This is a genomic window from Pseudomonas sp. UM16, assembly GCF_050312595.1.
Lineage (GTDB): Bacteria > Pseudomonadota > Gammaproteobacteria > Pseudomonadales > Pseudomonadaceae > Aquipseudomonas.
On sequence record NZ_JBNPJT010000009.1, the window covers coordinates 101,182 to 127,505 of the forward strand.

Annotated in this window: 27 protein-coding genes and 1 other RNA gene; 7 read left to right on the top strand and 21 right to left on the bottom strand. The window is 60.1% G+C overall.

From position 1 onward, the window contains the following. Nucleotide 1 precedes the first annotated feature (1 nt). The 14 genes from ACQRAX_RS12590 to rsmI all read right to left on the bottom strand — a co-directional run bounded on the left by ACQRAX_RS12590 (nucleotide 2) and on the right by rsmI (nucleotide 14,981). Nucleotides 2–961, bottom strand: coding sequence for a D-alanine--D-alanine ligase (locus tag ACQRAX_RS12590; RefSeq protein WP_412039798.1), 960 nt, complete (start codon nucleotides 959–961; stop codon nucleotides 2–4). Further along, nucleotides 958–2,412, bottom strand: coding sequence for a UDP-N-acetylmuramate--L-alanine ligase (murC, locus tag ACQRAX_RS12595; RefSeq protein ID WP_412039799.1), 1,455 nt, complete (start codon nucleotides 2,410–2,412; stop codon nucleotides 958–960). Before murC ends, ACQRAX_RS12590 begins: the two co-directional genes overlap by 4 nt. Then, nucleotides 2,405–3,484 carry an undecaprenyldiphospho-muramoylpentapeptide beta-N-acetylglucosaminyltransferase gene (gene murG, locus ACQRAX_RS12600; protein ID WP_412039800.1) on the bottom strand — a complete coding sequence of 360 codons (1,080 nt, stop codon included), beginning with the start codon at nucleotides 3,482–3,484 and terminating at the stop codon, nucleotides 2,405–2,407. The genes murC and murG overlap by 8 nt, the downstream gene beginning before the upstream one ends. Next, a complete protein-coding gene (gene ftsW, locus ACQRAX_RS12605; RefSeq protein WP_412039801.1) occupies nucleotides 3,474–4,688 on the bottom strand; it encodes a putative lipid II flippase FtsW in 1,215 nt (404 codons plus the stop codon). Before ftsW ends, murG begins: the two co-directional genes overlap by 11 nt. Further along, a complete protein-coding gene (murD, locus tag ACQRAX_RS12610) occupies nucleotides 4,685–6,031 on the bottom strand; it encodes a UDP-N-acetylmuramoyl-L-alanine--D-glutamate ligase (RefSeq protein ID WP_412039802.1) in 1,347 nt (448 codons plus the stop codon). The genes ftsW and murD overlap by 4 nt, the downstream gene beginning before the upstream one ends. A gap of 6 nt (nucleotides 6,032–6,037) precedes the next feature. Continuing rightward, nucleotides 6,038–7,120, bottom strand: a complete 1,083-nt coding sequence (mraY, locus tag ACQRAX_RS12615; protein WP_036996790.1) for a phospho-N-acetylmuramoyl-pentapeptide-transferase — start codon at nucleotides 7,118–7,120, stop codon at nucleotides 6,038–6,040. Further along, on the bottom strand, nucleotides 7,120–8,490 hold the full coding sequence (locus tag ACQRAX_RS12620) for a UDP-N-acetylmuramoyl-tripeptide--D-alanyl-D-alanine ligase (protein WP_412039803.1): 1,371 nt from the start codon (nucleotides 8,488–8,490) through the stop codon (nucleotides 7,120–7,122). Before ACQRAX_RS12620 ends, mraY begins: the two co-directional genes overlap by 1 nt. Next, on the bottom strand, nucleotides 8,483–9,946 hold the full coding sequence (murE, locus tag ACQRAX_RS12625) for a UDP-N-acetylmuramoyl-L-alanyl-D-glutamate--2,6-diaminopimelate ligase (RefSeq protein WP_412039804.1): 1,464 nt from the start codon (nucleotides 9,944–9,946) through the stop codon (nucleotides 8,483–8,485). Before murE ends, ACQRAX_RS12620 begins: the two co-directional genes overlap by 8 nt. Beyond that, entirely contained in the window at nucleotides 9,946–11,679 is a 1,734-nt protein-coding gene (locus ACQRAX_RS12630) for a peptidoglycan D,D-transpeptidase FtsI family protein (protein WP_412039909.1), read from the bottom strand. The genes murE and ACQRAX_RS12630 overlap by 1 nt, the downstream gene beginning before the upstream one ends. Then, complete coding sequence (ftsL, locus tag ACQRAX_RS12635) at nucleotides 11,679–11,972, bottom strand: cell division protein FtsL (RefSeq protein ID WP_136474682.1); 294 nt, start codon at nucleotides 11,970–11,972, stop codon at nucleotides 11,679–11,681. Before ftsL ends, ACQRAX_RS12630 begins: the two co-directional genes overlap by 1 nt. Next, the gene (rsmH, locus tag ACQRAX_RS12640) at nucleotides 11,969–12,916 is read right to left on the bottom strand and encodes a 16S rRNA (cytosine(1402)-N(4))-methyltransferase RsmH (RefSeq protein WP_045183550.1); all 948 of its coding nucleotides are present in this window, start codon (nucleotides 12,914–12,916) and stop codon (nucleotides 11,969–11,971) included. Before rsmH ends, ftsL begins: the two co-directional genes overlap by 4 nt. Further along, nucleotides 12,913–13,368, bottom strand: a complete 456-nt coding sequence (gene mraZ / locus ACQRAX_RS12645) for a division/cell wall cluster transcriptional repressor MraZ (RefSeq protein WP_273893992.1) — start codon at nucleotides 13,366–13,368, stop codon at nucleotides 12,913–12,915. Before mraZ ends, rsmH begins: the two co-directional genes overlap by 4 nt. 310 nt (nucleotides 13,369–13,678) lie before the next feature. Then, nucleotides 13,679–14,038: RNase P RNA component class A (gene rnpB / locus ACQRAX_RS12650), an RNA gene on the bottom strand. A 67-nt stretch (nucleotides 14,039–14,105) separates the two neighbouring features. Next, the gene (gene rsmI, locus ACQRAX_RS12655) at nucleotides 14,106–14,981 is read right to left on the bottom strand and encodes a 16S rRNA (cytidine(1402)-2'-O)-methyltransferase (RefSeq protein WP_412039805.1); all 876 of its coding nucleotides are present in this window, start codon (nucleotides 14,979–14,981) and stop codon (nucleotides 14,106–14,108) included. Nucleotides 14,982–15,168: 187 nt separating this feature from the next. Between rsmI and ACQRAX_RS12660 the strand changes: the two genes are divergently transcribed. From ACQRAX_RS12660 to ACQRAX_RS12680, 5 genes are all read left to right on the top strand, one after another. After that, nucleotides 15,169–16,989 (top strand): penicillin-binding protein activator, encoded by a 1,821-nt coding sequence (locus tag ACQRAX_RS12660; RefSeq protein ID WP_412039806.1) that lies wholly within the window; start codon nucleotides 15,169–15,171, stop codon nucleotides 16,987–16,989. Next, on the top strand, nucleotides 16,989–17,360 hold the full coding sequence (locus tag ACQRAX_RS12665) for a YraN family protein (RefSeq protein ID WP_412039807.1): 372 nt from the start codon (nucleotides 16,989–16,991) through the stop codon (nucleotides 17,358–17,360). The genes ACQRAX_RS12660 and ACQRAX_RS12665 overlap by 1 nt, the downstream gene beginning before the upstream one ends. Before the next feature lie 134 nt (nucleotides 17,361–17,494). Further along, the gene (locus tag ACQRAX_RS12670; RefSeq protein WP_412039808.1) at nucleotides 17,495–18,088 is read left to right on the top strand and encodes a phosphoheptose isomerase; all 594 of its coding nucleotides are present in this window, start codon (nucleotides 17,495–17,497) and stop codon (nucleotides 18,086–18,088) included. Then, nucleotides 18,085–18,663 (top strand): BON domain-containing protein, encoded by a 579-nt coding sequence (locus ACQRAX_RS12675; RefSeq protein WP_412039809.1) that lies wholly within the window; start codon nucleotides 18,085–18,087, stop codon nucleotides 18,661–18,663. The genes ACQRAX_RS12670 and ACQRAX_RS12675 overlap by 4 nt, the downstream gene beginning before the upstream one ends. Before the next feature lie 85 nt (nucleotides 18,664–18,748). After that, nucleotides 18,749–18,967, top strand: coding sequence for a YgdI/YgdR family lipoprotein (locus tag ACQRAX_RS12680; RefSeq protein WP_412039810.1), 219 nt, complete (start codon nucleotides 18,749–18,751; stop codon nucleotides 18,965–18,967). 49 nt (nucleotides 18,968–19,016) lie between these two features. Here ACQRAX_RS12680 and ACQRAX_RS12685 read toward each other — a convergent pair whose 3' ends face one another. The 7 genes from ACQRAX_RS12685 to rplM all read right to left on the bottom strand — a co-directional run bounded on the left by ACQRAX_RS12685 (nucleotide 19,017) and on the right by rplM (nucleotide 23,882). After that, the gene (locus ACQRAX_RS12685) at nucleotides 19,017–19,448 is read right to left on the bottom strand and encodes a ClpXP protease specificity-enhancing factor (protein ID WP_412039811.1); all 432 of its coding nucleotides are present in this window, start codon (nucleotides 19,446–19,448) and stop codon (nucleotides 19,017–19,019) included. Nucleotides 19,449–19,465: 17 nt separating this feature from the next. After that, nucleotides 19,466–20,083 carry a glutathione S-transferase N-terminal domain-containing protein gene (locus ACQRAX_RS12690; protein WP_038607195.1) on the bottom strand — a complete coding sequence of 206 codons (618 nt, stop codon included), beginning with the start codon at nucleotides 20,081–20,083 and terminating at the stop codon, nucleotides 19,466–19,468. A 116-nt stretch (nucleotides 20,084–20,199) separates the two neighbouring features. Continuing rightward, entirely contained in the window at nucleotides 20,200–20,979 is a 780-nt protein-coding gene (locus ACQRAX_RS12695) for a cytochrome c1 (RefSeq protein WP_412039812.1), read from the bottom strand. Continuing rightward, nucleotides 20,979–22,190, bottom strand: a complete 1,212-nt coding sequence (locus tag ACQRAX_RS12700; protein WP_412039813.1) for a cytochrome b — start codon at nucleotides 22,188–22,190, stop codon at nucleotides 20,979–20,981. Before ACQRAX_RS12700 ends, ACQRAX_RS12695 begins: the two co-directional genes overlap by 1 nt. Continuing rightward, nucleotides 22,190–22,783, bottom strand: coding sequence for a ubiquinol-cytochrome c reductase iron-sulfur subunit (gene petA / locus ACQRAX_RS12705; protein WP_107025092.1), 594 nt, complete (start codon nucleotides 22,781–22,783; stop codon nucleotides 22,190–22,192). Before petA ends, ACQRAX_RS12700 begins: the two co-directional genes overlap by 1 nt. A gap of 263 nt (nucleotides 22,784–23,046) precedes the next feature. After that, nucleotides 23,047–23,439, bottom strand: coding sequence for a 30S ribosomal protein S9 (rpsI, locus tag ACQRAX_RS12710; protein ID WP_038607185.1), 393 nt, complete (start codon nucleotides 23,437–23,439; stop codon nucleotides 23,047–23,049). 14 nt (nucleotides 23,440–23,453) lie between these two features. Further along, nucleotides 23,454–23,882: a 50S ribosomal protein L13 gene (gene rplM / locus ACQRAX_RS12715; protein WP_045183573.1), complete on the bottom strand. Its 429-nt coding sequence runs from the start codon at nucleotides 23,880–23,882 to the stop codon at nucleotides 23,454–23,456. Nucleotides 23,883–24,132: 250 nt separating this feature from the next. Here rplM and ACQRAX_RS12720 point away from each other — a divergent pair, with 250 nt between their 5' ends. Both ACQRAX_RS12720 and ACQRAX_RS12725 read left to right on the top strand, forming a co-directional pair. Beyond that, nucleotides 24,133–25,173 carry an NADP(H)-dependent aldo-keto reductase gene (locus ACQRAX_RS12720; protein ID WP_412039814.1) on the top strand — a complete coding sequence of 347 codons (1,041 nt, stop codon included), beginning with the start codon at nucleotides 24,133–24,135 and terminating at the stop codon, nucleotides 25,171–25,173. Nucleotides 25,174–25,363: 190 nt separating this feature from the next. Beyond that, nucleotides 25,364–26,260 carry a GlxA family transcriptional regulator gene (locus ACQRAX_RS12725; protein WP_177327773.1) on the top strand — a complete coding sequence of 299 codons (897 nt, stop codon included), beginning with the start codon at nucleotides 25,364–25,366 and terminating at the stop codon, nucleotides 26,258–26,260. Nucleotides 26,261–26,324: the final 64 nt, after the last annotated feature.

The window sequence follows — 26,324 nt, forward strand, 5'->3', positions numbered from 1 at the left end:
CTTAACCTCGCGCCTCTACGCTGGCCGCCAGGATCGCCAGCACTAACTGCTGGAAGTCCAGGCCGGCCGCGCGTGCCGCCATGGGGACCAGGCTGTGATCAGTCATGCCTGGTGCGGTGTTGACTTCGAGCAGCCAGAAATTGCCCTGCTCGTCCTGCATGACGTCCAGCCGCCCCCAGCCTGCGATGCCAACGGCGTCACAGGCACGGGCGGTCAGTTCGATCAGTTCTTGTTCCTTCTGCGCGCTCAAGCCACAAGGAATCCGGTACTGGGTATCGGAAGCCAGGTACTTGGCGTCGTAGTCGTAGAACGTGTGCGGCGTGCCCAGGGCGATCGGTGGCAACACCTGACCACGCAGGGTCGCGATAGTGAACTCCGGACCATGAATCCATTGTTCGACCAACACTTGCGAATCGTAGGTGGCGGCGTCCTTCCAGGCGGCGATCAATTCATCGACGCTGGTCACTTTCGCCATACCAATACTGGAACCTTCATGGGCCGGTTTGACGATCAAAGGGAAGCCCAGTTCCGTGCCCGCCGAAATACAGTCAGCTTCGCTGCTCAGCACGGCGTGACGCGGGGTCGGAATACCCAGGCTCTGCCACACCTGCTTGGTGCGCAGCTTGTCCATGGCCAGGGCCGAGGCGAGGATGCCGCTGCCGGTGTAAGGAATGCCCAGGCACTCGAGCAGGCCCTGCATACTGCCGTCTTCACCACCACGGCCGTGAAGAATGATGAAGGCGCGATCGATCTTCTCGTTCTGCAGGCGATCGAGCAGGTCGTCACCGACATCGATGGCAACCACGTCGACACCGGCGCTGGTCAGCGCATCGATTACTGCCGCGCCGGATTTCAGCGAAACCTGACGCTCGGCGCTCTTGCCGCCGTACAGCACGGCAACGCGGCCGAAGTCTGTCGCGGCGATCGTGGAGTGCAATTTTTCGTAGGCGTTAACAGTCATTTCGACTTCCCCTGACTGGCAACAGCACCAGCGAACAACGGACTCTTGAGTAATTGCGGGGCCAGGCCCCCGATATCACCGGCACCCTGGCACAGCAGGATGTCGCCAGCACGCAGCAGCGGCTTGACCAATGGCGCCAGCTCAATACCACGCTCGATGTAGATCGGGTCGAGCTGACCGCGCTGACGAATGCTGTGGCACAGCTGACGGCTATCGGCCCCCGGGATCGGCTCTTCACCGGCCGGATAGACTTCCATCAACAGCAACACGTTGGCATCGGCCAGAACCTGGACGAAATCGTCGTACAGGTCACGGGTGCGGCTGTAACGGTGCGGTTGGTAGACCATCACCAGGCGCCGCTCTGGCCAGCCACCGCGCACAGCCTTGATCACCGCCGCCACTTCAGTCGGGTGGTGACCGTAGTCGTCGACCAGCATCACGCTGCCACCGTCCACTGGCAGTTCGCCGTAGACCTGGAAGCGTCGCCCTACCCCTTGGAACCCGGACAGGCCCTGGACGATGGCTTCATCGCTGATGCCTTCGTCGGTGGCAATGGCGATGGTCGCCAGTGCATTGAGCACATTGTGGTTGCCGGGCATGTTGACCGAGACGTCCAGCGGCTCACGGTCGCGGCGCAACACGGTGAAGTGGGTCTGCATGCCCGACTGACGAACATTGATCGCGCGCACGTCGGCTTCTTCGCTGAAACCGTAAGTGACCGCCGGGCGCTTGACCTGCGGCAGGATTTCACGCACCACCGGATCGTCCAGGCACATCACAGCCAGGCCGTAGAACGGCAAGTTGTGCAGGAACTCAACGAAGGTTTTCTTCAATTTGTTGAAGTCGCCTTCGTAGGTTGCCATGTGGTCGGCGTCGATATTGGTGACCACCGCTACCAGCGGCTGCAGATGCAGGAAGCTGGCGTCGCTTTCATCGGCTTCGGCTATCAGGTAACGGCTAGTACCGAGCTGGGCGTTGGTACCGGCTGCATTCAGACGACCTCCGATGACAAAGGTCGGGTCCAGGCCACCGGCGGCAAACACCGAGGCCAGCAAGCTGGTGGTGGTGGTCTTGCCATGGGTGCCGGCAACCGCAATGCCGTGGCGATAGCGCATCAGTTCGGCGAGCATTTCGGCACGCGGCACCACCGGGATCCGCCGCTCAAGTGCGGTGGCGACTTCCGGGTTGGAGGTGTTGATGGCACTGGAGACCACCAGCACATCGGCGCTGGCGGCGTTCTCGGCACGGTGGCCGATGAAGATTTGTGCACCAAAGGATTCCAGGCGCTCGGTGACAGCCGAGGTCTTGAGGTCGGAGCCCGAAACCTGATAGCCCAGGTTCAGCAATACCTCGGCGATCCCGCACATGCCCACGCCGCCGATACCGACGAAGTGGATGCGGCGGATACGGCGCATTTCCGGTTGTGGCATGGCTTTCTTGCTTTCAACCATGGGCCACCTCCAGACAGATATCGACCACGGTGCGGGTGGCCGCGGGCTTTGCCAGGCGCCGGGCAGTGGCAGCCATGGTGGTGAGTTTTTCCGGTTGCATCAGCACCTCGTTCAGGCGTTCAGCGAGTTGCGCTGCGCCAGTTGTCGCTTGTGGCATCAGGAAGGCAGCGCCTTCGCGGGCCAGATAATGGGCGTTGTGGGTCTGGTGATCGTCGATGGCATGGGGCAATGGCACCAGCATCGAGGGCAAGCCGGCCGCAGCCAGCTCACTGACGGTCAGCGCGCCGGCGCGGCAGACCACCAGATCGGCCCAGGCGTATGCCTTGGCCATGTCCTTGATAAACGGCTCTACCTGAGCCTCGACTCCCGCCTCGCGATAGCGCTCGGCGGTAATCTGGTCGTGCTGTTTACCCGCCTGATGAAAGACCTCGGGACGGATGTCCGCGGGCACTTCAGCCAGGGCTTGGGGCAACAATTTGTTCAGCGGTTCGGCACCCAGGCTTCCGCCCAGCACCAACAAGCGTGGCCGACGCGCGCCCAGCGGCTCGCGTGGGGTTTCCATGAACAGCTCGCTGCGCACCGGATTACCGGTGGTACGCAACTTGTCCGATGTGGCAAATGTGCCGGGGAAAGCTTCGCAGACTCGGCCAGCCAAAGGCACCAGCAACCGATTGGCGGTACCGGCGCGGGCATTCTGCTCGTGCACCACGACAGGCACGCCGCAGAGCTTGGCGGCAACACCGCCGGGGCCCGTTACATAGCCACCGAAGCCAACCACACAGACCGGCTTGAGCTGGGCAATGATGCGCCGGGCCTGCAACACCGCCTTGATCAGGGTGAACGGCGCCTTGAGCAACGACAGCTTGCCCTTGCCACGCAGGCCAGTGACCTGGATCAGGTGCAGCGGCAAGCCCGCCTGGGGCACCAGTTCGTTTTCGATACCGCGCGGGGTGCCCAGCCAGTGCACGCTGTAACCGCGCGCCTGGAACTCACGGGCGCAGGCCAGGGCCGGGAACACGTGTCCACCGGTACCGCCTGCCATGATCAGTACATTCTTGCCGTCAGCGGCCATGATTCGGCTCCTCGGCAAAATCGCTCTCATCAAATTCGTGTTCTTCGCTGCCCAGGTGGGTGCGACTCTCCCATTCGATCCGCAACAACAGCCCGACACAGGCGCAGCAGATCACCAGCGAGCTACCGCCGTAACTGAGGAACGGCAGGGTCAGCCCCTTGGTTGGCAGCAAGCCGACGTTCACGCCGATGTTGATCAGGAACTGACCAATCCACAGGAAGGCCAGGCCAAAGGCCATGTAGGCAGCAAAGTACTGCTTGGCTTTCTCGGCCCACAGACCGATGTACAAAGCACGCACGGTGACGAACACGAACAACGCCACGGTGACCAGCGAGCCGACCACGCCCAGCTCTTCAGCCAGTACCGAGAACACGAAGTCGGTATGCGCTTCCGGCAGGTAGAACTGCTTCTGCACACTGTTTCCCAGACCAACGCCGAGCCACTCGCCACGCCCGAAGGCGATCAGCGCCTGGGTCAGTTGGTAGCCGGAGCCGAACTGATCGGACCACGGGTCGGTAAAAGTAATCAGACGCGCCATTCGGTAGGGCTGGGCCTGGACCAGCACAAACACCGCGCCTACCGCCAGCACCACCATCAAACTGAAGCGGAACAGGCCCACCCCGCCGAGGAACAGCATCGCTGCCGCCGCGCCCATCATCACCACGGTGGCACCGAAGTCCGGCTCCATCAGCAACAGACCTGCCATTGGCAGCAGGACGATGAACGGTTTGAAGAAGCCCATCCAGCTTTCGCGCACTTCGGTCTGACGCCGCACCAGGTATCCGGCCAGGTAAATGACCACAAAGACTTTGGCGATTTCCGAGGGCTGGACGTTGAAGAAGCTGAAACCGATCCAGCGCATCGAACCGTTCACCTCGCGGCCGATACCCGGGATGAGTACCAGCACCAGCAAGGCAAAGGCACCGACCAGCATGGTGAAACCCATCTTCTGCCAGGTGGCAATCGGCACCATCATGGTGACGATGCAGGCGAATACGCCAATGGCCACGTACACCAGGTGGCGGAACATGTGATACAGCGGGTTGCCCGATTGCACCGCAGCGACTTCCGAAGACGCCGAGGTAATCATCACCAGACCGAGGCCGAGCAGCGCCAGGCAGCCGGCGAGCATGGCGAAATCGAGGTCGACACCACGACCACTGATCAGCGGCGATGGATAGGGCTTGATCATGCCGAAGATCATGCCAGCCCTCCTACGGCCTGGGCGAACAGGCGCCCACGCTCTTCAAAGTTCTTGAACATGTCGAGACTGGCGCACGCCGGCGACAGCAGCACGGCATCGCCAGGCTGAGCCAGCTCAGCGCAACGCTGTACGGCTTCGTCGAGGGTCTTTACCCGAATCAGCGGCACGTCGTCACCCAGCGCCAGAGCCAACAACTCGGCATCGCGGCCGAGCAGCACCACCGCGCGGCAGTGCGCAGCAACCGGTGCACGCAAGGCGCTGAAATCAGCCCCTTTGCCGTCGCCACCAGCAACCAGCACCAACTTGCCATCGATGTCAGCGCCCAGACCTTCGATGGCGGCCAGCGCCGCACCCACGTTGGTGGCCTTGGAATCGTCGTACCAGCTCACGCCATTGCGCTCGCGCAGCCACTGGCAACGATGGGCCAGGCCGGCAAAGGTACGCAGACTGGAAAGCATGGCATCCATCGGCAAGCCAACCGCATGGCCGAGCGCCAATGCCGCCAGGGCGTTGGCTTGGTTATGGGCGCCACGAACCTTCAATTCGCGCACCGGCATCAGGTTCTGGAATTCGAACGCCAGGTACTTCTCGCCGTTCCCTTCGCGCAGGCCAAAGGCCTTGAAATCAGGCGCGTTCAAACCGAAGGTCCAGAGCGGTTGGCCTTCGGCCAGCAGCGGGCGGCTCAAGGCGTCCTGACGGTTGACCACCACTTGCCGCGCACCACGGAAGATTCGGTGCTTGGCCAGGTGGTAGGCCGGCAGACCGCTGTAACGATCCATATGGTCTTCGCTGACATTGAGAACGGTGGCGACTTCAGCGTTGAGCTGGTCGGTGGTTTCCAGCTGGAAACTCGACAGCTCCATGACATACAGCTCGACGTCGTCACTGAGCAGGTCCAGCGCTGGGGTACCGAGGTTGCCGCCAACCGCCACACGTTTACCCGCCGCAGCGGCCATTTCGCCAACCAGGGTGGTCACCGTGCTTTTCGCGTTGGAACCACTGATGGCAATGATCGGTGCCTTGGCATTGCGGGCGAACAGTTCGATATCACCGGACAACTTCACGCCCCGCGCAGCGGCTTGCTGCAAGGCTGGGGTAGCCAGGGCCAGTCCAGGGCTGACATACAGCTCGTCAGCGCGGCAGAGAAACTCGACATCCAGTTCGCCACAGCGCACTTCCACCTGCGGGAAATCGCGGCGCAGGGTTTCCAGTTCCGGGGGGGGCTCACGGGTGTCGGCGACCGCAAAGGCAACGCCCCGGTTCGCCAGGAAGCGAACCAGGGACATGCCGCTCTTGCCGAGGCCGACAACGATGCGGAAGTGGTCAGAAGCGATCAGTGACACGCGTTTCTACCTCAGTTTCAGGGTGGCAAGGCCGATCAGCACCAGAATCACAGTGATAATCCAGAAGCGGACGATCACCCGTGGCTCGGGCCAACCCTTGAGTTCAAAGTGGTGATGGATCGGGGCCATGCGAAACACTCGCTTGCCGGTCAACTTGAACGAGGCCACCTGGATCACCACCGACAGGGTCTCCATGACGAACACGCCGCCCATGATGAACAGGACGATTTCCTGACGCACGATGACCGCGATGGTGCCCAGTGCAGCGCCCAGTGCCAGGGCACCAACGTCGCCCATGAAGACCTGGGCCGGATAGGTGTTGAACCAGAGGAAGCCCAGGCCAGCACCGATCAGTGCACCGCAGAACACGATCAGCTCACCGGCGCCCGGCACGTAAGGGATCAACAGATATTCGGCGAACTTCACGTTACCCGACAGGTAGCAGAAGATACCCAGGGCGCCGCCGACCATAACCGTTGGCATGATTGCCAGGCCATCGAGGCCGTCGGTCAGGTTCACCGCGTTGCTCGAACCGACGATGACGAAGTAGGTCAGGACCACGAAGCCGATCCCCAGCGGGATGGTGACATCCTTGAGCATCGGCACGATCAGCGTGGTTTCGACACTGGTCGGTGCGGTCATATACAGGAAGATCGCCGCGCCGAGACCAAACACCGACTGCCAGAAATACTTCCAGCGGCTTGGCAGGCCACGCGAGTTCTTTTCGATCACCTTGCGGTAGTCATCAACCCAGCCAATGGCGCCAAACAACAGGGTGACAATCAACACCACCCAGACATAACGGTTGGTCAGGTCTGCCCACAACAGGGTGCTGATACCGATGGCAGAAAGAATCAGCGCGCCACCCATGGTCGGGGTGCCGGACTTGGACAGGTGCGATTGCGGGCCGTCGTTACGAACCGCTTGACCGATCTGGCGAATCTGCAGGGTACGAATCATCCAGGGCCCCAACCACAGGGCCAGCGACAACGCGGTCAGTACACCCAGAATCCCGCGCAGGGACAGGTACTGAAAGACCGCGAAGCCTTTGTAGAACTGTTGCAGATACTCAGCCAGCAGCAGCAGCATTAATGTTTCTCCCCGCTGGAACCGCACAAAGCCGCCACGACGTTCTCCATCGCAGCGCTGCGCGAACCCTTGATCAAAATAGTGGTGTTGGTGGCCTGCTCGGCGGCGCGAACGGCGGCGATCAGGTCAGCTTGATTAGCGAAATGTTGGGCATTGGTACCGAACGCTGCGACTGCGTGAGTCATGTTCGGGCCCACGGCATACAGTGCCGAAACCTTGTCCTTGGCGTAGTCGCCTACCTGCCGATGTCCTTCCTCAGCCCACTGGCCCAATTCGCCGATATCCCCGAGCACCAGGACGGTGCGTCCGGAAAAGCCGGCGAGTATATCAACGGCAGCGCACATGGAGGTGGGGTTTGCATTGTAAGTGTCATCAATTACCCGCACCCCGTTCGGAGCCATCTGCACCACAGTGCGGCCCTTGACCGGTTGCACGGCATTCAAACCCTGGACGATACCGTCCAGTGTCAGACCAAAGGCATGCGCAGCGCCAGCAGCAGCCAGCGCATTGCTGACGTTATGGCTGCCGAGCAGATTGAGCTGGACCCGCGCCACACCCACTGGGCTGTGCAGGTCGAACGACGGGCAGCCACGCTCATCGTGGGTGATATTTGCAGCATGGAAATCTGCCGCGCTGTTGTGCAGCGCGAACGTTTGCACCGCACGATTGCCAGCGCGCTGTTTCCAGATGCCAAAGGCCTTGTCATCAAGGTTCAATACGGCAATGCCATCCTGATCCAGACCTTCAAGGATTTCGCCTTTGGCTTCGACAATCTTCTCTGGCCCGCCGAACTCGCCGACATGAGCAGTTCCGGCATTGTTGATCAGCGCTACCTGTGGCTTGGTCAAGCCAACGGTGTAGGCGATCTCGCCAATGCGCGAAGCGCCCAGCTCGATGACCGCAGCGGTATGCTCCGGAGCGATTTCGAGCAGCGTCAGCGGCGCACCAAGGTCGTTGTTCAGGTTGCCGCGGGTAGCCAGGACCGGACCACGAGTGCGCAGGATACTGGCAAGCATTTCCTTGACCGTGGTTTTGCCGCTGGAGCCGGTGATGGCCGCGACCGGCTTGTCGAACTCAGCACGATTAAGCGCACCGAGTTGCCCCAAGGCCAGCCGGCAATCGGCAACCAGTAGTTGCGGCAGGTCACTGCCTGGCACTTCGCGTTCGACCAGAGCCGCCACTGCGCCCTTGGCCTGAACCTCATCGAGGTAATCGTGACCGTCGAAACGAGGGCCGGTGAGAGCGACGAACAACTGCCCGAGAACGATTGCGCGACTGTCGATGCTGACTCCGGTGAAGGTCGCATCGCCACCGACCAGGCGCCCCTGCAGAGCGTTAGTCAACTGGCTGAGGGTCATAGGCTTAAGCATCAGCAACCTCCCAGACAGCGAGTGCCTTCTCAGCCTCGACCAAATCGGAAAAATCGTGGCGCTGGCCGTTGATCTCCTGATAGTCCTCGTGTCCCTTGCCGGCCAGGACGATGACATCATCCGCCGCAGCGCTGGCAATCAACTGAGCAATGGCCGCGCCACGGCCGGCAACGAATTCGACCGCGTCGGCCTGGGCAAAGCCCGGACGGATATCGGCAAAAATCTGCTGCGGGTCTTCGCTACGCGGGTTGTCATCGGTCACCAGGACCCGGTCAGCCAAGCGTTCTGCCACTTCGGCCATCAAAGGGCGCTTACCGCGATCACGATCGCCACCGCAGCCGAACAGGCACAGCAACTGGCCTTTGGCGTGCGGACGCAGTGCTTGCAGCACTTGCTCCAAGGCATCTGGCGTATGTGCGTAATCGACCACCACCAGCGGCTTGCTGCCACCGCCAAGACGCTGCATGCGACCAATCGGCCCTTCCAGCAACGGGGTGACCTTGAGAATTTCATCCAGCGCATAATCCAACGCCAGCAGGGTGCCAACGGCCGCCAGCATGTTGCTCAGATTGAAGCGGCCGAGCAGGCGGCTGCGCAAGGTGCGCTCACCTTGAGCGGTGACGATCACGGCGCGCACGCCATCGTCGTCGAAATGCGCTTCGCGACAGTACAGCGAAGCGGCGCTGTCCTTGAGGCTGTAGCTGATCAGGCGCGATTCGGCCTGCTCAGCAGCTAAGCGGCGACCGAACTCATCGTCCAGATTGACCACCCGGCAGCGCAGATTCGGCCAAGCGAACAAGCGTGCCTTAGCGTCTTCATAAGCCTGCATGCTGCCGTGATAATCGAGGTGATCACGTGACAGGTTGGTCATCACCGCGATGTCGAATTCCAGGGCGGCAACCCGGCCCTGATCCAGGGCATGGGAGGAAACCTCCATGGCCACGGCTTTCGCCCCGCCTTTCTTCAAGTCATTCAGCGTCGCCTGCACGGCAATCGGATCCGGCGTGGTCAGTCGACCGCTTTGCAACTCACCATAAAAGCCGGTCCCCAGCGTACCGATCAAGCCGCAGCGCTGACCGAGCTTGTCCAGAGCCTGAGCAACCAGTTGTGTAACGCTGGTCTTGCCGTTGGTGCCAGTGACGCCGACCAGATCGAGCTGGCGGCTCGGTTCACCATAAAAGCGCCCAGCAATATCCGAGAGCTGAGCAATCAGCCCCTTGACCGGAATCAGAGGTGCTTCGGTGATCGGCAGCACGGTGGCGCCCTGTGCTTCATAAGCGACAGCCGCCGCGCCACGCTTGAGCGCATCAGCAATATGGTCGCGACCATCGACCCGCGCACCCGGTACCGCCAGGAACAGGTCACCTGGACGAATGTTACGGCTGTCCAGGGTTAATTCGCGGATCAACGGATCGCGGCTGGCCTGGGCGAAAAGTTTGCTCAATGGCATCGTCATTAACCGCGCCCTCCTTTGGCGGGCGCAGCATCAACCTGCTGCTGTGGTGTCGCCGGCGGGAGGTTATCCGGCGGAATATTCATCAGGCGCAACGTGCCGGACATGACCTTGCTAAAGACCGGCGCCGAGACCAAGCCACCGAAGTAGCCGCCTTTACTCGGTTCGTCGATGACCACGACCACGGCATAACGCGGGTCGCTCATCGGGCCAAAACCGGCGAACAGCGAGCGGTAAGAATTCTCGGTGTAGCCTTTGGAACCGATGGTCGCCTTCCGCGCCGTACCACTCTTGCCGCCCACGTGATAGAACGGCACCTGGGCACGGAACACACCACGCGGCGCTTCGATAACCTGCTGGACCATGCCCTGGATAGTCTTGGCGACCTCCACTGGCACGACCTGCGTAGATTCTGGAGTCTTGTCGACCTTGAGGATGCTCAACGGCACCATCTTGCCGTCGTTGGCCAGCGCGGCGTAGGCATGCACCAGCTGCAGCGCGGTCACCGACAGGCCGTAGCCGTACGACAGGGTCGCAGTTTCAGCCTTGCGCCACTCACGGTGGTTGGGCAGGTTACCGACCCGCTCCCCCGGGAAACCCAGGCCGGTGTACTGGCCCAGGCCAAGCTGCGACATTACCCGATAGATCGATTCGCCACCGATATCGAAGGCGATCTTGCTCATACCGACGTTACTGGAGTTGATCAGAATGCCGGTCAGGTCAAGGATCGGACCTTCACTGCGCGACACGTCACGAATGGTATAACGGCCCAGTTGCAGGGTGCCCGGATACACCTCGACCTTGTCGGTCGGCTTCCAGCGCCCACTCTGCAGTGCAGCACTCATGGACAACGGTTTGACCGTGGAACCGGGCTCGAACACGTCGATGATCGCGCGATTACGCATGGCTGCCGGGAACATGCTGCGGCGGTTGTTCGGGTTGTAGGTGGGCTGGTTGACCATGGCCAGCACTTCACCGGTTTTAACATCGAGAATCACCAGGCTGCCCGCTTTGGCTTCTTGCTCAGCAATGGCATTGCGCAGTTCACGGGTAGCCAGGTATTGCAGGCGCAGGTCGATGGACAACGCCAAGGTCTTTCCGGCCTTGGCGTTTTTGGTCACCTGAATGTCTTTGATCAGCCGGCCACGCCGGTCCTTGATGACTTGCCGCTTGCCGGGCACCCCGGCGAGCCATTCGTCATACGCCAGTTCGACCCCTTCGCGTCCGTGGTCATCAAGGTCGGTAAAGCCGACCATGTGCGCGGCGACATCACCGGCCGGGTAGAAACGACGAAATTCCTCGATGCCGTAGACACCAGGAATTTTCAGATCGAGGATCACCTGCCCCTGCTCCGGGGTCAAACCCCGCACCAGATAGATGAATTCCTTGCTGGCTTGTTGTTCCAGGCGCTGGGACAACTGTTGCGGGCTTTGCTTGAGGGCGGCGGCCAAGGCTGGCCAGCGGTCCTTGTAAGCCTGCATTTCCTTGGGATTGGCCCACAGAGTGGTAACCGGCGTACTGACCGCCAGCGGCTCACCGTTACGGTCGGTGATCAACCCACGGTGCGCAGGAATCGGGATATGACGCAGACTGCGGGCATCGCCTTGCCCCTTGAGGAAGTCACGGTCAATAACCTGCAGGTCGATGATGCGCCAGGCAATCGCGCCGACCATCAGCGCCAGCAAAGCGATGACCACGCGGAACCGCCACGGGTAGAGGGCGCCTTCGAGCTTCATCATGGCGCCACCATCCGCACTTCATTGGCAGCCGGAATACGCATCTGCAATTGTTCGCTGGCCAGGTTCTCGATGCGGCTGTGGGCAGTCCAGGTACTTTGTTCAAGGATCAACCGGCCCCACTCGGCCTGGGCCTTGTCGCGCTCGCTGAGTTCGCCATAGAGGGTGTTGAGCAACTGACGGTTCCAGTGCGCGCTGTACGACACCGCCACCGATGAAACGAGCACGGCAATGAACAGCAGAAGCATCAGGAAGCTTCCGCCTGGCAAAGGCTTGGCGAACAAGCGGCTCACCGCAGCTTCTCGGCAACGCGCATGACCGCACTGCGTGAACGTGGGTTGGCCTTGAGCTCGGCTTCGGAGGCGAACTGCGCCTTGCCGTGGACCTTGATCTTCGGTTCGAAATGCTTGTGTTGCACCGGCAGGTTGCGTGGCAGGTTGTCGGACTCGCCCTTGACCAGCTTGCGCATGAACAGTTTGACGATGCGGTCTTCCAGGGAGTGGAAGCTGATCACCACCAGACGTCCGCCGACTTCCAACGCCTCAAGCGCGGCTTCGAGGCCGGCCTCAAGGTCACCGAGTTCATTGTTAACGTGAATGCGCAGGCCCTGGAAGGCGCGAGTTGCCGGGTTCTTGCCCTTTTCCCAGGCAGGGTTGGCAACCTTGAGCACTTCGGCCAGGTCAGCGGTGCGTTCGAATGGCTGAATTTCGCGGCGTGCCACCACCGCATTGGCCATACGCTTGGCGAAACGCTCTTCGCCATATTCTTTGAATACGCGGGCGATTTCTTCGGCCGGGGCAGTGGCGATGAATTCAGCGGCGCTAATGCCACGGCTCGGGTCCATGCGCATGTCCAGAGGGCCGTCATTGAGGAAACTGAAACCGCGCTCGGGGTCATCCAGCTGTGGCGATGACACGCCCAGATCCATCAAGATGCCGCTGACTTTGCCGGCCAAGCCACGCTGGGCAACTTCATCACCCAACTCAGCAAAACTACGTTGCACAATGACAAAGCGGCCGTCTTCGGCCGCCAGCGCTTGCCCGGTGGCAATCGCTTGAGGATCCTTGTCAAAACCCAGCAGCCGGCCCTGCGGCCCGAGCTTGCTGAGGATAAGCCGACTGTGACCGCCTCGCCCGAAGGTGCCATCCAGATAGCAGCCATCGTCGCGTACGGCGAGAGCCTCAACGGCTTCGTCAAGCAGTACGGTGATGTGGTTAAAGCCGCTATCTATAGTCACAGGATCAAATCACGCAGTTCATCAGGCATGGCGCCCGGTTGTTGAATAGCTGCAAGATCGGCTGCCGAAACTACGTTCCAGGCATCCTCATCCCACAGTTGAAATTTGTTCAGTTGCCCCACCAGCATCGCCTTTTTGTCGAGCTTGGCGTATTCACGCAAACGCGGAGGCACCAGGAAACGCCCACTGCCATCAAGCTCCAGATCCACCGCATTGCCGATCAGCAAACGCTGCAGGCGACGGTTCTCTTCTCGCAATGACGGCAAGGCGCGTAACTTGGCTTCAATCAGTTCCCACTCATCAAGCGGGTACACACACAGGCAAGGATCGACCGCGTCGATCGTCACGATCAACTGCCCGGAACTACGCGAATCGAGCTCGTCACGGTACCGGCTCGGCATTGCGAGACGGCCCTTTGCGTCGAGGTTGATGGCGTTTGCTCCGCGGAACACGGCTGCGATTCCCCACTTGTTTGCTTTTTTGTGTTCAGAAAACCCACTTCATGCCACTTTCTGCCACTTGCGCACACTATAGGAATCCGCCTACCACACCGTCAAGGCGCGGCTATAAGGAAATCCCTTACAGATCGGAGATTTAGCGCAATGTAGGAACAAGAAAGGACAAAGCGGAGAGGTTTTTGACGAAAAAAATCAAACCCATTCAGACAAATAGCGTCCGAAGTTAAAGTAATTTATTAAGAGTAAGATTTTTTTGGTATTACGAAGACACATCTGCTAGCGATTCAAGCAGGAGGGGTGGAAGGTGGAGAGTCGATCTGTAAGCCGGGTTTTGTCGAGGACAGTCATTCCTCTACGACGGCCATCACTGGACGCCTCTAGCAACCTACCCGGTTCCAACGCGGGCCGCGCCATATGGAACCCTATTTGGTCTTGCTCCGAGTGGGGTTTACCTAGCCACGAACTGTTGCCAGTCGTGCGGTGCGCTCTTACCGCACCTTTTCACCCTTACCGGCACCGAAGTGCTTAGGCGGTTGTTTTCTGTGGCACTTTCCGTAGGCTCGCGCCTCCCAGGGGTTACCTGGCACTCTGCCCTATGGAGCCCGGACTTTCCTCCCCCCTCTTTTGCGGAACAAAAGAAGGCAGCGACTGTCCGATCGACTCTCCGCCGCAAAGGTTAACGGCAGCAGCGCTCAAGAACAAGCGATAAAACAAATAGTAGCACCAAGCCACTATTTGTCTTTCTGTTTTTCCAGCGCTACCTGATACAGCACATTCTTGCGTACTCCGGTAATTTCCGCCGCCAGTGCCGCCGCCCGCTTCAGGGGCATCTCCGCCAGCAGCAGGTCAAGCACGCGCAGCGCCTCGCTACTGACAGCCTGCTCGTCTTCCGGTGCAGTCCAGCCCGCAACCAGCACCACGCACTCGCCACGCTGCTGATTGCTGTCAGCCTCGACGAAAGCGCGCAGTTCAGCCAGTGGCAGCCCCTTTAGGGTTTCAAAGGTCTTGGTCAGCTCACGGGCCAGCAATGCCGGCCGCTCGCCACCAAACACCTCTTCCATGTCCTGCAGGCACTCCAAAATACGATGCGGCGCCTCATAGAAAATCAAGGTGCGCGGCTCTTCCTTGACCTGGCTCAGGCGCGCGCGGCGGCCGACCGCCTTGGCTGGGAGGAACCCCTCAAAGATGAACCGGTCAGAAGGCAGCCCGGCAGCCGACAACGCCGCGATCAAAGCGCAAGCTCCCGGCACCGGCACCACCGCAATGCCGGCGGCACGCGCCTGGCGCACCAGGTGGTAGCCCGGATCAGAAATCAGTGGCGTGCCGGCATCGGAGATCAACGCAACGTTATCACCTGCCAGCAACCGGGTGAGAAAGCGACTGCCCTCATCCCGCTCGTTGTGCTCGTGGCACGCTGCCAAGGGGGTATTGATTCCAAAGTGTTGCAGCAAACGGATCGAATGACGGGTGTCTTCTGCGGCAATCAGGGCCACATCGCTGAGCACTTTCAGTGCCCGCGCACTCATGTCGTCCAGGTTGCCGATAGGCGTGGCCACCACGTAAAGCGTGCCAGCAGTGGATTGGGAAGCCCCTGGAGCATCAGTCACAGCACACACCTTGTCGTCTTGAACAAAGCGCCATTGTAGCCCGACTGACGGCAACAATGCGTAACCTGCGCAGCCTGCAGATCACGATCCACGACCTATATTGAAGGATTAACGCCAGTAACATCGCGCCCCGGCCAGTGCTTGGGTACAATCGCCCGTTAATTTGATCGAGTAACAGGACCTTTACATGATCGCTTGCCTGCGGCTGTTCACAGCCCTTTGCCTCGCCGCCCTGCTGGCAGCATGCGCCAGCTCGCCTTCGTCGAGCCTCGGCGAACTGCCACGCACCCCGGACGCCAGCATCGAGCAATTGCTTGAACAGGCCGCCACCAGCAAGACCCCCGAACAAGCCGCCCTGCTGCGCCTGAGCGCCGCCGACCTGGCTTACCGGCAGAAGGACAACGTCCGCGCGGCGAAAATCCTCGAACAGGTGCCGGTCGAGCAACTTAAACCGGCCCAACAGGTGTTCGCCAGCACATTGAGCGCTGAGCTGGCCATGACCCGCAACCAGCCCAAGGCCGCCCTGACCGCCCTGAGCCATCCAAGCCTGGCGCGACTGGGCGAACTGCCAGAAGAACAGCAGGCCCGCACCCTCAGCGTGCAAGCTGCCGCCCTGGAAGCCGACGGCCAGACCTTGAACGCCGCCAAGGCGCGCGTGCAACTGGCACCGCTGCTCAGCGCCAACGCTGCCAGTGCCAACCACGACGCGATCTGGAACCTGGTCGCTGCCCTGCCTAGCGATCAGCTGCAAGGCGTTGCCAGCGGCAACGACACCCTGGCCGGCTGGGCCAGCCTGGCCCTGGCAGTGAAGAGCGCCGGGACCCTGGAACAGCAACAGGCTGCCATCGACACCTGGCGCAGCCAGCACTCCGACCACCCCGCCGCCCTGCAACTGCCGCTGCCGCTGGTCAAACTCAAGGAACTGGCCAGCCAGCCGCTGACCAAGATTGCCTTGCTGCTGCCACAAGAAGGCCAACTGGCCGGTGTTGCCCGCGCCCTGCGCGACGGCTTCATGGCGGCACACTTCCAGGCACAGCAAGCCGGTCAAAAACCGCCGGCGATCGAAGTATTCGACAGCTCGCGCCTGACCTCCCTGGATGATTTCTATCGCCAGGCCCAGGCCTCCGGCGTGCAACTGGTGGTTGGCCCGCTGGAGAAACCACTGGTCAAGCAACTCGCTTCGCGCCCACAGCTACCAATCACCACCCTGGCCCTGAACTACAGCGATGCAGGTCAGAACGGCCCGGCACAACTGTTCCAGTTTGGCTTGGCCGCCGAAGACGAAGCCCGCGAAGTATCGCGTCGCGCCCGCGCCGACGGCATGGTTCGCGCTGTTGCCCTGGTGCCTCGTGGCGAATGGGGTGACCGCGTACTCAAGGCATTCCGCCAGGACTGGGAAGCCAACGGCGGCACCCTGCTCGCCGCCGAGCATATCGACCAACCGGTAGCATTGGCCCAGCAGATTGCTGACCTGTTCCAACTGCGTCAGAGCGAAGGCCGCGCCAAGAGCCTGCAGAACACCGTCGGTGGCGCCGTTTCGGCGCAGCCGTCGCGCCGCCAGGACATTGACTTCATCTTCCTCGCCGCCACCCCTCAGCAAGGCCAGCAGATCAAGCCGACCCTTAACTTCCAGTACGCCGGTGACGTACCGGTCTACGCCACTTCGCACCTGTACAGCGCCAGCGGTGACGTCAACCAGTACAACGACATGAACGGCATTCGGTTCTGCGAAACGCCATGGCTGCTCGACACCAACAACAGCCTGCGTCAACAGGTGGTCAGCCAGTGGCCACAAGCTGCCGGCAGCCTTGGCCGCCTGTATGCCATGGGTATCGATGCCTACAGCCTGGCGCCACGCCTGGGCCAGCTCAAGGCACTGCCAGACAACCGTATCGAAGGCTTCTCCGGCAGCCTGAGCATGAACCCGAACCAGCGCATTGAACGTCAGCTGCCTTGGGCCGAGTTCTCCGGCGGTCAGGTCAAGCGCCTGCCCGACACCCCACGCTGATGCCTGACAGTTCGCGCCAACAGGCAGGCCAGGCCGCCGAGCGGCACGCCCTTGAATACCTTCAAGGGCAAGGCCTGCACCTGTTAGCGCAGAACTGGCGATGCAAACTTGGCGAGCTTGATCTGGTCATGCTCGACAGCGATACAGTAGTATTTGTCGAAGTTCGCTATCGGTTGCACGCGAACTTTGGCGGTGCGCTCGCCAGTATCGACGGGCGCAAGCAGGACAAACTGGTGCTAGCCGCCGAGTCTTTTCTGCACAAGGAAACACGCTGGGCCAACCACCCCTGCCGTTTCGATGTGATCGCCGTGCAAGGCAGAGGCCACTCGGGCCAAGCGCTCCAATGGCTGAAAAACGCCTTCGACTGCTGAGCCCGCCCTGACCCTGCACGTTTACCCCAATAACTTTTTTGCTCTTTGCTTCGCGGGCTGCACAGTCATGTGCCGGGACCCTTTCTGTACACTCCCGACACGCCCGACCAGCCGCCCTACTTAAGGTCTCACTGATGGACATGCAATCCCGAATTCGCCAGCTTTTTCAGGCCAGCATCAACACCAAGCAACAGGCGATGGAAGTCCTTGCACCACACATCGAGCAAGCCAGTCAGGTCATGGTCAACACACTGCTCAACGAGGGCAAGATGCTCGCGTGCGGCAACGGTGGCTCGGCCGGCGATGCCCAGCATTTCTCTTCTGAACTGCTCAACCGCTTCGAACGCGAGCGCCCGAGCCTGCCGGCTATCGCCCTGACCACCGACAGCTCGACCATCACCTCGATTGCCAACGACTACAGCTACAACGAAATCTTTTCCAAGCAGATCCGCGCCCTGGGCCAACCAGGCGACGTGTTGCTGGCGATTTCGACCAGCGGTAACTCAGCAAACATAATTCAGGCGATCCAGGCCGCACATGATCGCGAAATGATTGTCGTAGCCCTGACCGGACGCGATGGTGGCGGCATGGCCTCACTGCTGCTGCCCGAGGACGTCGAAATCCGCGTTCCGGCCAACGTCACCGCACGTATCCAGGAAGTCCACCTGCTGGCGATCCACTGCCTCTGCGACCTGATCGACAGCCAATTGTTCGGGAGTGAAGAATGACCCCTAAGCGCATCGGCCTGATGGCCTTGACCCTGTGCCTGAGCCTCAGTGGCTGCAGCTCGGTCCTTACCGCCACCCGCGACAAGCCGATCGAAGATGATCGCGGCACCCGCACCTTCGGTAGCAAAATCGATGACTCACTGATCGAAACCAAAGTAGCTGTGAACGTAGCCAAGGCCAGCCCTGACCTGGACAAGAACTCACACATTGTTGTCAGCAGCTTTAATGGCGTTGTCCTGCTGGCAGGGCAAACCCCGCGCGCCGACCTCAAGAACCTGGCCGAACAGGCTGCAGGTCAGGTCCAGCGGGTAAAAAAGGTGCATAACGAGCTGCAGGTGCTGCCGCCCTCCTCGTTGCTGGCGCGCAACAATGACGCCTGGCTGACCACCAAGATCAAGACCCAAATGCTCACCGACAGCAACATTCCCGGCTCGCGGATCAAGGTGATCACCGAGAACGGCATCGTTTACTTGCTCGGCCTGCTGACCCAACAGGAAGCCACCCGCGCCACCAACCTGGTGCAAGGTGTGTCGGGCGTGCAGAAAATCGTCAAGCTGTTCGAATACATCGACTGATTACCATCCTGTGGGAGCCGGCCTTGCCGGCGATGGGGCGCAACGCGTCCCTAGCTCTTACATTCAATCTGCCTAGGAAGTCCCCATGAAAAACGGCCTGCTGCCAACCCTGCTGATCGGCGCCTTCGCCACCCTGGCCGGCTGCTCCACCCCAAGCCTGATCACCCTCAACGACGGCCGCGAATTCCAGGCAGTCGACGCACCTCGCTTCGAACGCAGCTCGGGCTTCTACGAGTTCGAACAGCTGGATGGCAAAGTGACCCGCGTCAACAAGGACCAGGTCCGCACCATCAGCGACCTGTAAGCCAAGCGAGAGCACAAAAAAAGGCGATCCATGCGGATCGCCTTTTTTCTTACTTCACAACCTTCAGACTCGGACGCCCGCTGGGGCGTGGCGGCTGGCCACCAGCCGGCGGACCATCGTCATCCGGCTCAACGCCATCGTCCTCTTCATAGTCATCATCCTCAAGCACAGGCGGCTCAAGCTCGAAGACCATGCCCTGGCCGTTTTCCCGGGCGTAAATCCCGAGAATCGCACCGGCAGGCACGAACAGGGTATGAGCAACCCCGCCAAAGCGCCCCTCGAAGCTCACAGCCTCGTTATCCATGTGCAGGTGACGTACGGCACTGGGTGAGATATTCAAGACGATCTGGCCATCGCTGGCGAAGCCCTGGGGCACTTGTACCGCTGGGTACTCAGCGTTGACCAGCATATGCGGGGTGCAGTCGTTGTCCACGATCCACTCATAGAGTGCACGTACCAAATAGGGGCGACTGGAGTTCATCGACAGCTCCTTAAAACCTAGCGCATTTCACGTTCAGCAGCGGACAAGCTTGCCTGGAAAGCTTCGCGGGCAAACTGTCGCTCCATGTAATCGAGCAACGGCTTGGCCGGCCGCGGCAGTTCAATTCCCAACACTGGCAAACGCCAGAGTATGGGCAGTAGACAACAATCGACCAGACTTTGCTCCTCACTGAGGAAACACGGCTTGTCGGCAAACAACGGCGATACGCCGGTCAGGCTTTCGCGCAGCTCCTTGCGCGCCTGTACACGCGCCGCTTCCTTGCTGCGTGGGTCGAGAATCAAATCAACCAGTGCACACCAATCGCGCTGGATGCGATGGATCAGCAGCCGGCTGTTGGCTCGCGCTACCGGATAGACCGGCAACAGCGGTGGATGCGGATAACGCTCGTCGAGGTATTCCATCACCACGGTCGACTCGTACAACGCCAGGTCGCGATCGACCAGGGTCGGCACGCCGCCATAGGGGTTCACTTCGACCAGCTTGGGCGGCAAGCGTCCGGGATCGACATTGATGATCTCGACGCTGACACCCTTCTCGGCGAGAACGATGCGCACCCGATGAGAATAATGGTCAGCGGGGTCGGAGTAGCAGGCTAACCGGTTGGTCACGCCCATAGTGGTCCTCCTCGCGATGAAATTATAAAAGCTACAAATGCAAACGCGCCCTGCAGGTGCCTCCGTGTTCCGGAGGGCCCCCAGGGCGCGTTCAACTACCAGAAACTACTGCGTGATCAGTGCACGTCCTTCCAGTATTCGCGCTTGAGCAGGTAAGCGAATATGAAGAAGAAGGCCAGGTACAGTAACACGTAGGTACCGATGCGCTGGCTTTCCAGTTTGACCGGGTTGGCCGAGTAGGCCAGGAAGGTCACCAGATTCTTGACCTTCTCGTCGAACTGCTCTTCGGTCAGGGTACCGGATTTCGGCTCCACGGTCAGCTGGTCGCACGCTTCATGAGTCAATGGCGTGCCGGTCAACGGGTCGAATTGCTTCTTGCCATCGACCACCATCTGCACCTGTTTGCAGCCGATGACTTGGTTGCCTTGCAGGCCAACCAGCACGTTAGGCATGCCGACGTTCGGGAACACCTTGTTGTTCACACCATAAGGACGCGACTTGTCCTCATAGAAGCTGCGCAGGTAGGTGTACAGCCAGTCGGTGCCACGCACCCGAGCGACCAGGGTCAGGTCAGGCGGCGCGGCACCGAACCAGGTCTTGGCATCATCAGGCTTCATGCCGATTTTCATGTGGTCGCCAATCTTGGCGCCCGTGAACACCAGCTTCTCGAGCATCAGCTCGTGGGGAATACCCAAGTCGTCAGCAACACGCTCGTAACGCTGGAACTTGGCGCTGTGGCAACCCATGCAATAGTTGGCAAAGGTGCGCGCACCATCCTGCATGGCGGCCTTGTCGGTCAGATCGATATCAACCTTGTCCAGTGCCACGCCGGTTCCGGCCGCGAAGGTCAACGAGGGCATCACTGCCAGAATCAATACTGCAAATAGCTTTTTCATCAGCCAGTCACCCTTTCCGGAACCGGTTTGGTCTTCTCAAGCCGGGTGTAGAACGGCATCAGAAGGAAGTAGGCGAAATACAGGAAGGTGCATACCTGCGACAGCAGCGTACGGCCCGGGGTTGGCGCCAATACACCAAGCACGCCGAGGATCACGAACGAGACGCAGAACACCAGCAGCCAGGCCTTGCTCATCCAGCCCTTGTAGCGCATGGACTTGACCGGACTGCGGTCGAGCCATGGCAGCACGAACAGCACGGCAATCGCAGCGCCCATGGCGATAACACCGAGGAGCTTGTCTGGAACCGCCCGCAGGATCGCGTAGAACGGGGTGAAGTACCAGACCGGGGCAATGTGCTCAGGGGTCTTGAAAGCGTTGGCCTGTTCGAAGTTCGGTTTCTCCAGGAAGTAACCGCCCATTTCCGGGAAGAAGAACACCACCGCACAGAACACGAAGAGGAACACGACGACGCCGACGATATCCTTCACGGTGTAGTAAGGGTGGAAGGCAATGCCATCGAGCGGCACACCGTTCTCATCCTTGTGCTTCTTGATGTCGACGCCATCCGGGTTGTTCGAACCCACTTCGTGCAGTGCCAGGATGTGCAGCACCACCAGACCGAGAATAACGATAGGCAGGGCCACCACGTGCAAGGCGAAGAAGCGGTTCAGGGTGATACCGGAAATCAGGTAGTCACCACGGATCCACTGAGTCAGGTCATCGCCGATCACCGGAATCGCGCCGAACAGCGAGATGATCACCTGGGCACCCCAGTAGGACATCTGGCCCCAAGGCAGCAGATAGCCCATGAAGGCTTCCGCCATCAGCGCCAGGTAGATCAGCATGCCGAACACCCAGACCAGCTCACGCGGCTTCTGGTACGAGCCGTAGAGCAGACCGCGGAACATGTGCAGGTAGACGACAATGAAGAATGCCGATGCGCCGGTGGAGTGCAGGTAGCGCAAGATCCAGCCGTACTCGACGTCACGCATGATGTATTCGACCGAAGCAAACGCTTCTTCGGCCGACGGCGTGAAGCTCATGGTCAGCCAGACGCCAGTGACGATCTGGTTAACCAGCACCAGCAGTGCCAGAGAGCCGAAAAAGTAGAAGAAGTTGAAGTTCTTCGGTGCGTAGTACTTGCTGAGGTGGTCTTCCCACATCTTGGTCGCAGGGAAGCGGGCGTCAACCCAGTCCATGAACTTACTCATCACGCGTTCTCCTGATCGACGCCGACGACAATGATGTCGTCCGACTCATAAGAGTGCGGCGGCACTGGCAGATTGAGCGGCGCCGGCTGGGACTTGTAGACGCGACCAGCCAGGTCGTAGTGCGAACCGTGGCAAGGGCAGAAGTAACCGCCAACCCACTTGGGACCCAGGTCGACCGGAGCGACTTCAGGGCGGAAGGTTGGCGAGCAGCCCAAGTGGGTGCACAGACCGACCAACACCAGGATTTCCGGCTTGATCGCACGGTTTTCCGGGTTGACGTAAGTCGGTTGAACCGATGCCTTGGACTCAGGGTCGGAGAGGTCGCCAGCGATCTTCTTGAGGTTGCCGAGGATCTCTTCGGTGCGACGGACGATGAAGACCGGCTGGCCACGCCACTCAGCAATCATCTGCTGACCTGGCTCCACCTTGGCAATATTGACCTTCACCGGTGCACCTGCGGCTTTCGCCTTGGCACTGGGGAACCATGACCCCACGAACGGGACCGCAGCCCCCACCGCTCCTGCAGCACCCACCACGGATGTGGCTGCTACGAGGAAGCGACGCCGGCCTGCATTGACGCCGTCATTGCTCATTCAGTCCTCTCCCATCAGCTTTATGGCCTGTTACAACAGGCATCTACTAAGTAATTTCTGAACTGCTAAAAATTTGCCGCATGGTAATGAAAAGACCCTGCTCTGACAAGGTGATTAGCCCGTGACCATAGCGCAATCCCTTGTAGCTCTTGACTTGCGTCTATGCGGCAAGTTGTCACAGTAAAGAACAGCATAGTTATTCAAGACATAAAAAAAGCCCGGTTCCACAAGGAACCGGGCTTTTTTTGAACGCCGAAGCGAAATTAACGCTTGGAGTACTGAGGACGCTTACGTGCTTTACGCAGACCCACTTTCTTACGCTCGACTTCACGAGCGTCACGGGTAACGAAGCCAGCTTTGCGCAGAGCGCTACGCAGGGTTTCGTCGTAGTCCATCAGTGCACGGGTGATACCGTGACGGATTGCACCGGCCTGGCCGCTGACACCACCACCGATAACGGTGACGTAGATGTCGAACTTTTCGGTGGTTTCGGTCAGTTCCAGCGGCTGGCGTACTACCATGCGCGCGGTTTCACGACCGAAGAACACGTCCAGAGAACGGTTGTTGATGGAGATGTTACCGGTACCTGGACGCAGGAAAACGCGAGCGGTTGCGGTCTTGCGACGGCCAGTGCCGTAATTTTGAGTCGCCGACATAATGAACTATTCCGTTAAATCTTCAGTTCTTGGGGCTGCTGAGCAGTATGAGGGTGAGCAGCGCCCGCATAGACTTTCAGCTTACGGTACATGTCGCGACCCAGTGGGTTTTTAGGCAGCATGCCTTTAACCGCGGTCTCGATCACGCGCTCTGGGGCCTTGGCGATCAACTTCTCGAAGTTGATTTCCTTGATACCGCCCGGGAAGCCGGAGTGGGAGTAGTACATTTTGTCCGTGGTCTTGGCGCCAGTTACACGGATCTGCTCGGCGTTGATGACGACGATGTAGTCACCGGTATCAACGTGAGGAGTGTATTCTGGTTTGTGCTTGCCACGCAGACGGGTAGCGATTTCGGTAGCCAGACGACCCAGGGTCTGACCAGCGGCGTCAACTACGAACCAGTCGCGCTTTACTGTTTCCGGTTTAGCAGTAAAAGTTTTCATTCTTTATAGCCTCAGGGGCCGCCCAGCGAAAATAAGACGGCGGATCTTACTGGATAGTGCGCACCTTGACAAGTCAAGGACACAGCCGCACACGGACGCTATCGGGGGCTCGGGTCAGCGCGTCCAATATTCGGCAGGGTTCTACTATGAAGCGGGGCATCACTCCCACAACACTGAGAGGGGCTGAATTATCCAGATTGCGAAAAAAAATTCAACCTGCTTTTATGCTTCTTTTGTCAGGGACACACCAATGGACTACCGCCAGCTGGGCCGCACCGACCTCAATGTCAGCGCTCTGTGCCTGGGTACCATGACCTGGGGCGAGCAGAATGAACAGGCCGAGGCGTTCACCCAGATCGAACGCGCCAAGGCCGCCGGGATCAATTTCATCGACACTGCCGAGATGTATCCGGTGCCTCCCCGCCCGGAAACCTATGCCGCCACCGAGCGCATCATCGGCAACTGGTTCAAGGCCCGCGGCGATCGCGCCGACTGGATCCTGGCGAGCAAAGTCGCAGGCCCGGGCAACGGCATCAGCCACATCCGCGACGGCCAACTCAAACACAACCGCCAGCATATCGTCGCCGCCCTGGACGACAGCCTCAAACGCCTGCAAACCGACTGGATCGACCTCTACCAACTGCACTGGCCGGAGCGCAGCACCAACTTCTTCGGTAAGCTAGGCTACCAACACCTGCCCCAAGATCACTTCACCCCACTGGAAGAAACCCTGGAAGTGCTCGACGAGCAGGTCAAGGCCGGCAAGATTCGTCATATCGGCCTGTCCAACGAAACCCCGTGGGGCACCATGAAGTTCCTGCAGCTGGCCGAGAGCCGTGGCTGGAGCCGCGCGGTGTCGATCCAGAACCCCTACAACCTGCTCAACCGCAGCTTCGAAGTGGGCCTGGCGGAAATCGCCATCCGTGAGCAGTGCGGCTTGCTGGCGTACTCGCCGCTGGCCTTTGGCATGCTCTCGGGCAAGTACGAAGACGGGGCGCGGCCAGCGCAAGGTCGCTTGACCCTGTTCAACCGCTTCTCGCGCTATTCCAACCCGCAAACCGTGGCGGCCTGCAGCCGCTATGTAAAGCTCGCCCGCGAGCACGGCCTGGACCCGGCACAGATGGCCCTGGCGTTTGTCACCCGTCAGCCCTTCGTGACCAGCAACATCATCGGCGCGACCACCCTGGAGCAACTGGACAGCAACCTCGCCAGCTTCGATCTCAAGCTCTCTGACGAGCTGTTGGCTGCCATTGAGGCCATTCATCAGGACCAGCCCAACCCGGCGCCCTGAGTCGCGGGAACCGAGGGTAGACACAACGGCCAAAAAATAAGACGATCCAGCCGGTGATTGACCACTCTACCCTATAAGAATAAAGAAAATGATGTTTACCCAACCCAGCGCCTCCTTGCGCCGCGTCAGTATCCTGGCCATCGACAACGTCTTCGCTTCCACGCTGATGCAGGCCAAAGACTTCTTCCACCTGGCCAGCTTGCGCTACGGCAAACAATTGGGCCTGGGCTTGAAACCCATGTTCGAGACTCGCCTGGTCAGCCCTGACGGCGAGCCGGTGCGTAGCTTCAGTGATGTCCTGCTACCGGTGGACAGCGGCCTGGAACAGGCCGATGTGATCATCCTGCCGGCCTTCTGGGACGATTTCGATGCCATCTGCCAGCGCTACCCACAGGTCTTGCCCTGGTTACGCGAACAGCACGCCCGCGGCGCGGTGCTCTGCGGCGAAGCCAGTGGTGTATTCTGGCTGGCCGAGGCCGGCCTGCTTGATGGCAAGGAAGCGACTACCTACTGGCGCTTCTTCAACCAGTTTGCCGAACGCTTCCCCAATGTCAGCCTGAATCAGGACAAGCACCTGACCGACGCCGACAACCTCTATTGCGCAGGCGGTACCACCTCGGCCTGCGACCTGTACATCTACCTGATTGAGCGCTTCTGCGGCGCCAATGTTGCCCAGGCGGTCGCCCGCGACATCCTCTACGAGGTGCAGCGCAACTACACCCCGGGGCGTATGGGATTTGGTGGCCAGAAGCTGCACCAGGATCTGATCATCCTGCAGATCCAGCAGTGGCTTGAAGAACACTTTGCCGACAAGTTCCGTTTCGAAGATGTCGCGCGCAATCACGGCATGAGCATCCGCAACTTCATGCGTCGCTTCCAGAGCGCGACCGGTGACAAGCCGTTGCATTACCTGCAACGCCTGCGCATCGAAACGGCCAAGGGCTTGCTGTCAGGCACGCGCAAAAGCATCAAGACCATCAGCTACGAGGTCGGTTATGACGATGCGAGTTTCTTTGCCCGGTTGTTCAGACAGCACACGGAGTTGTCGCCGAATCAGTATCGGCAGCAGTTTATGCAGGAGGCCTAAGGGCCTCCTCAGCTGCAAGCTGTAAGCTTCAAGCGGCAAGTAAGATCAAGAGCTGATCGCGTAT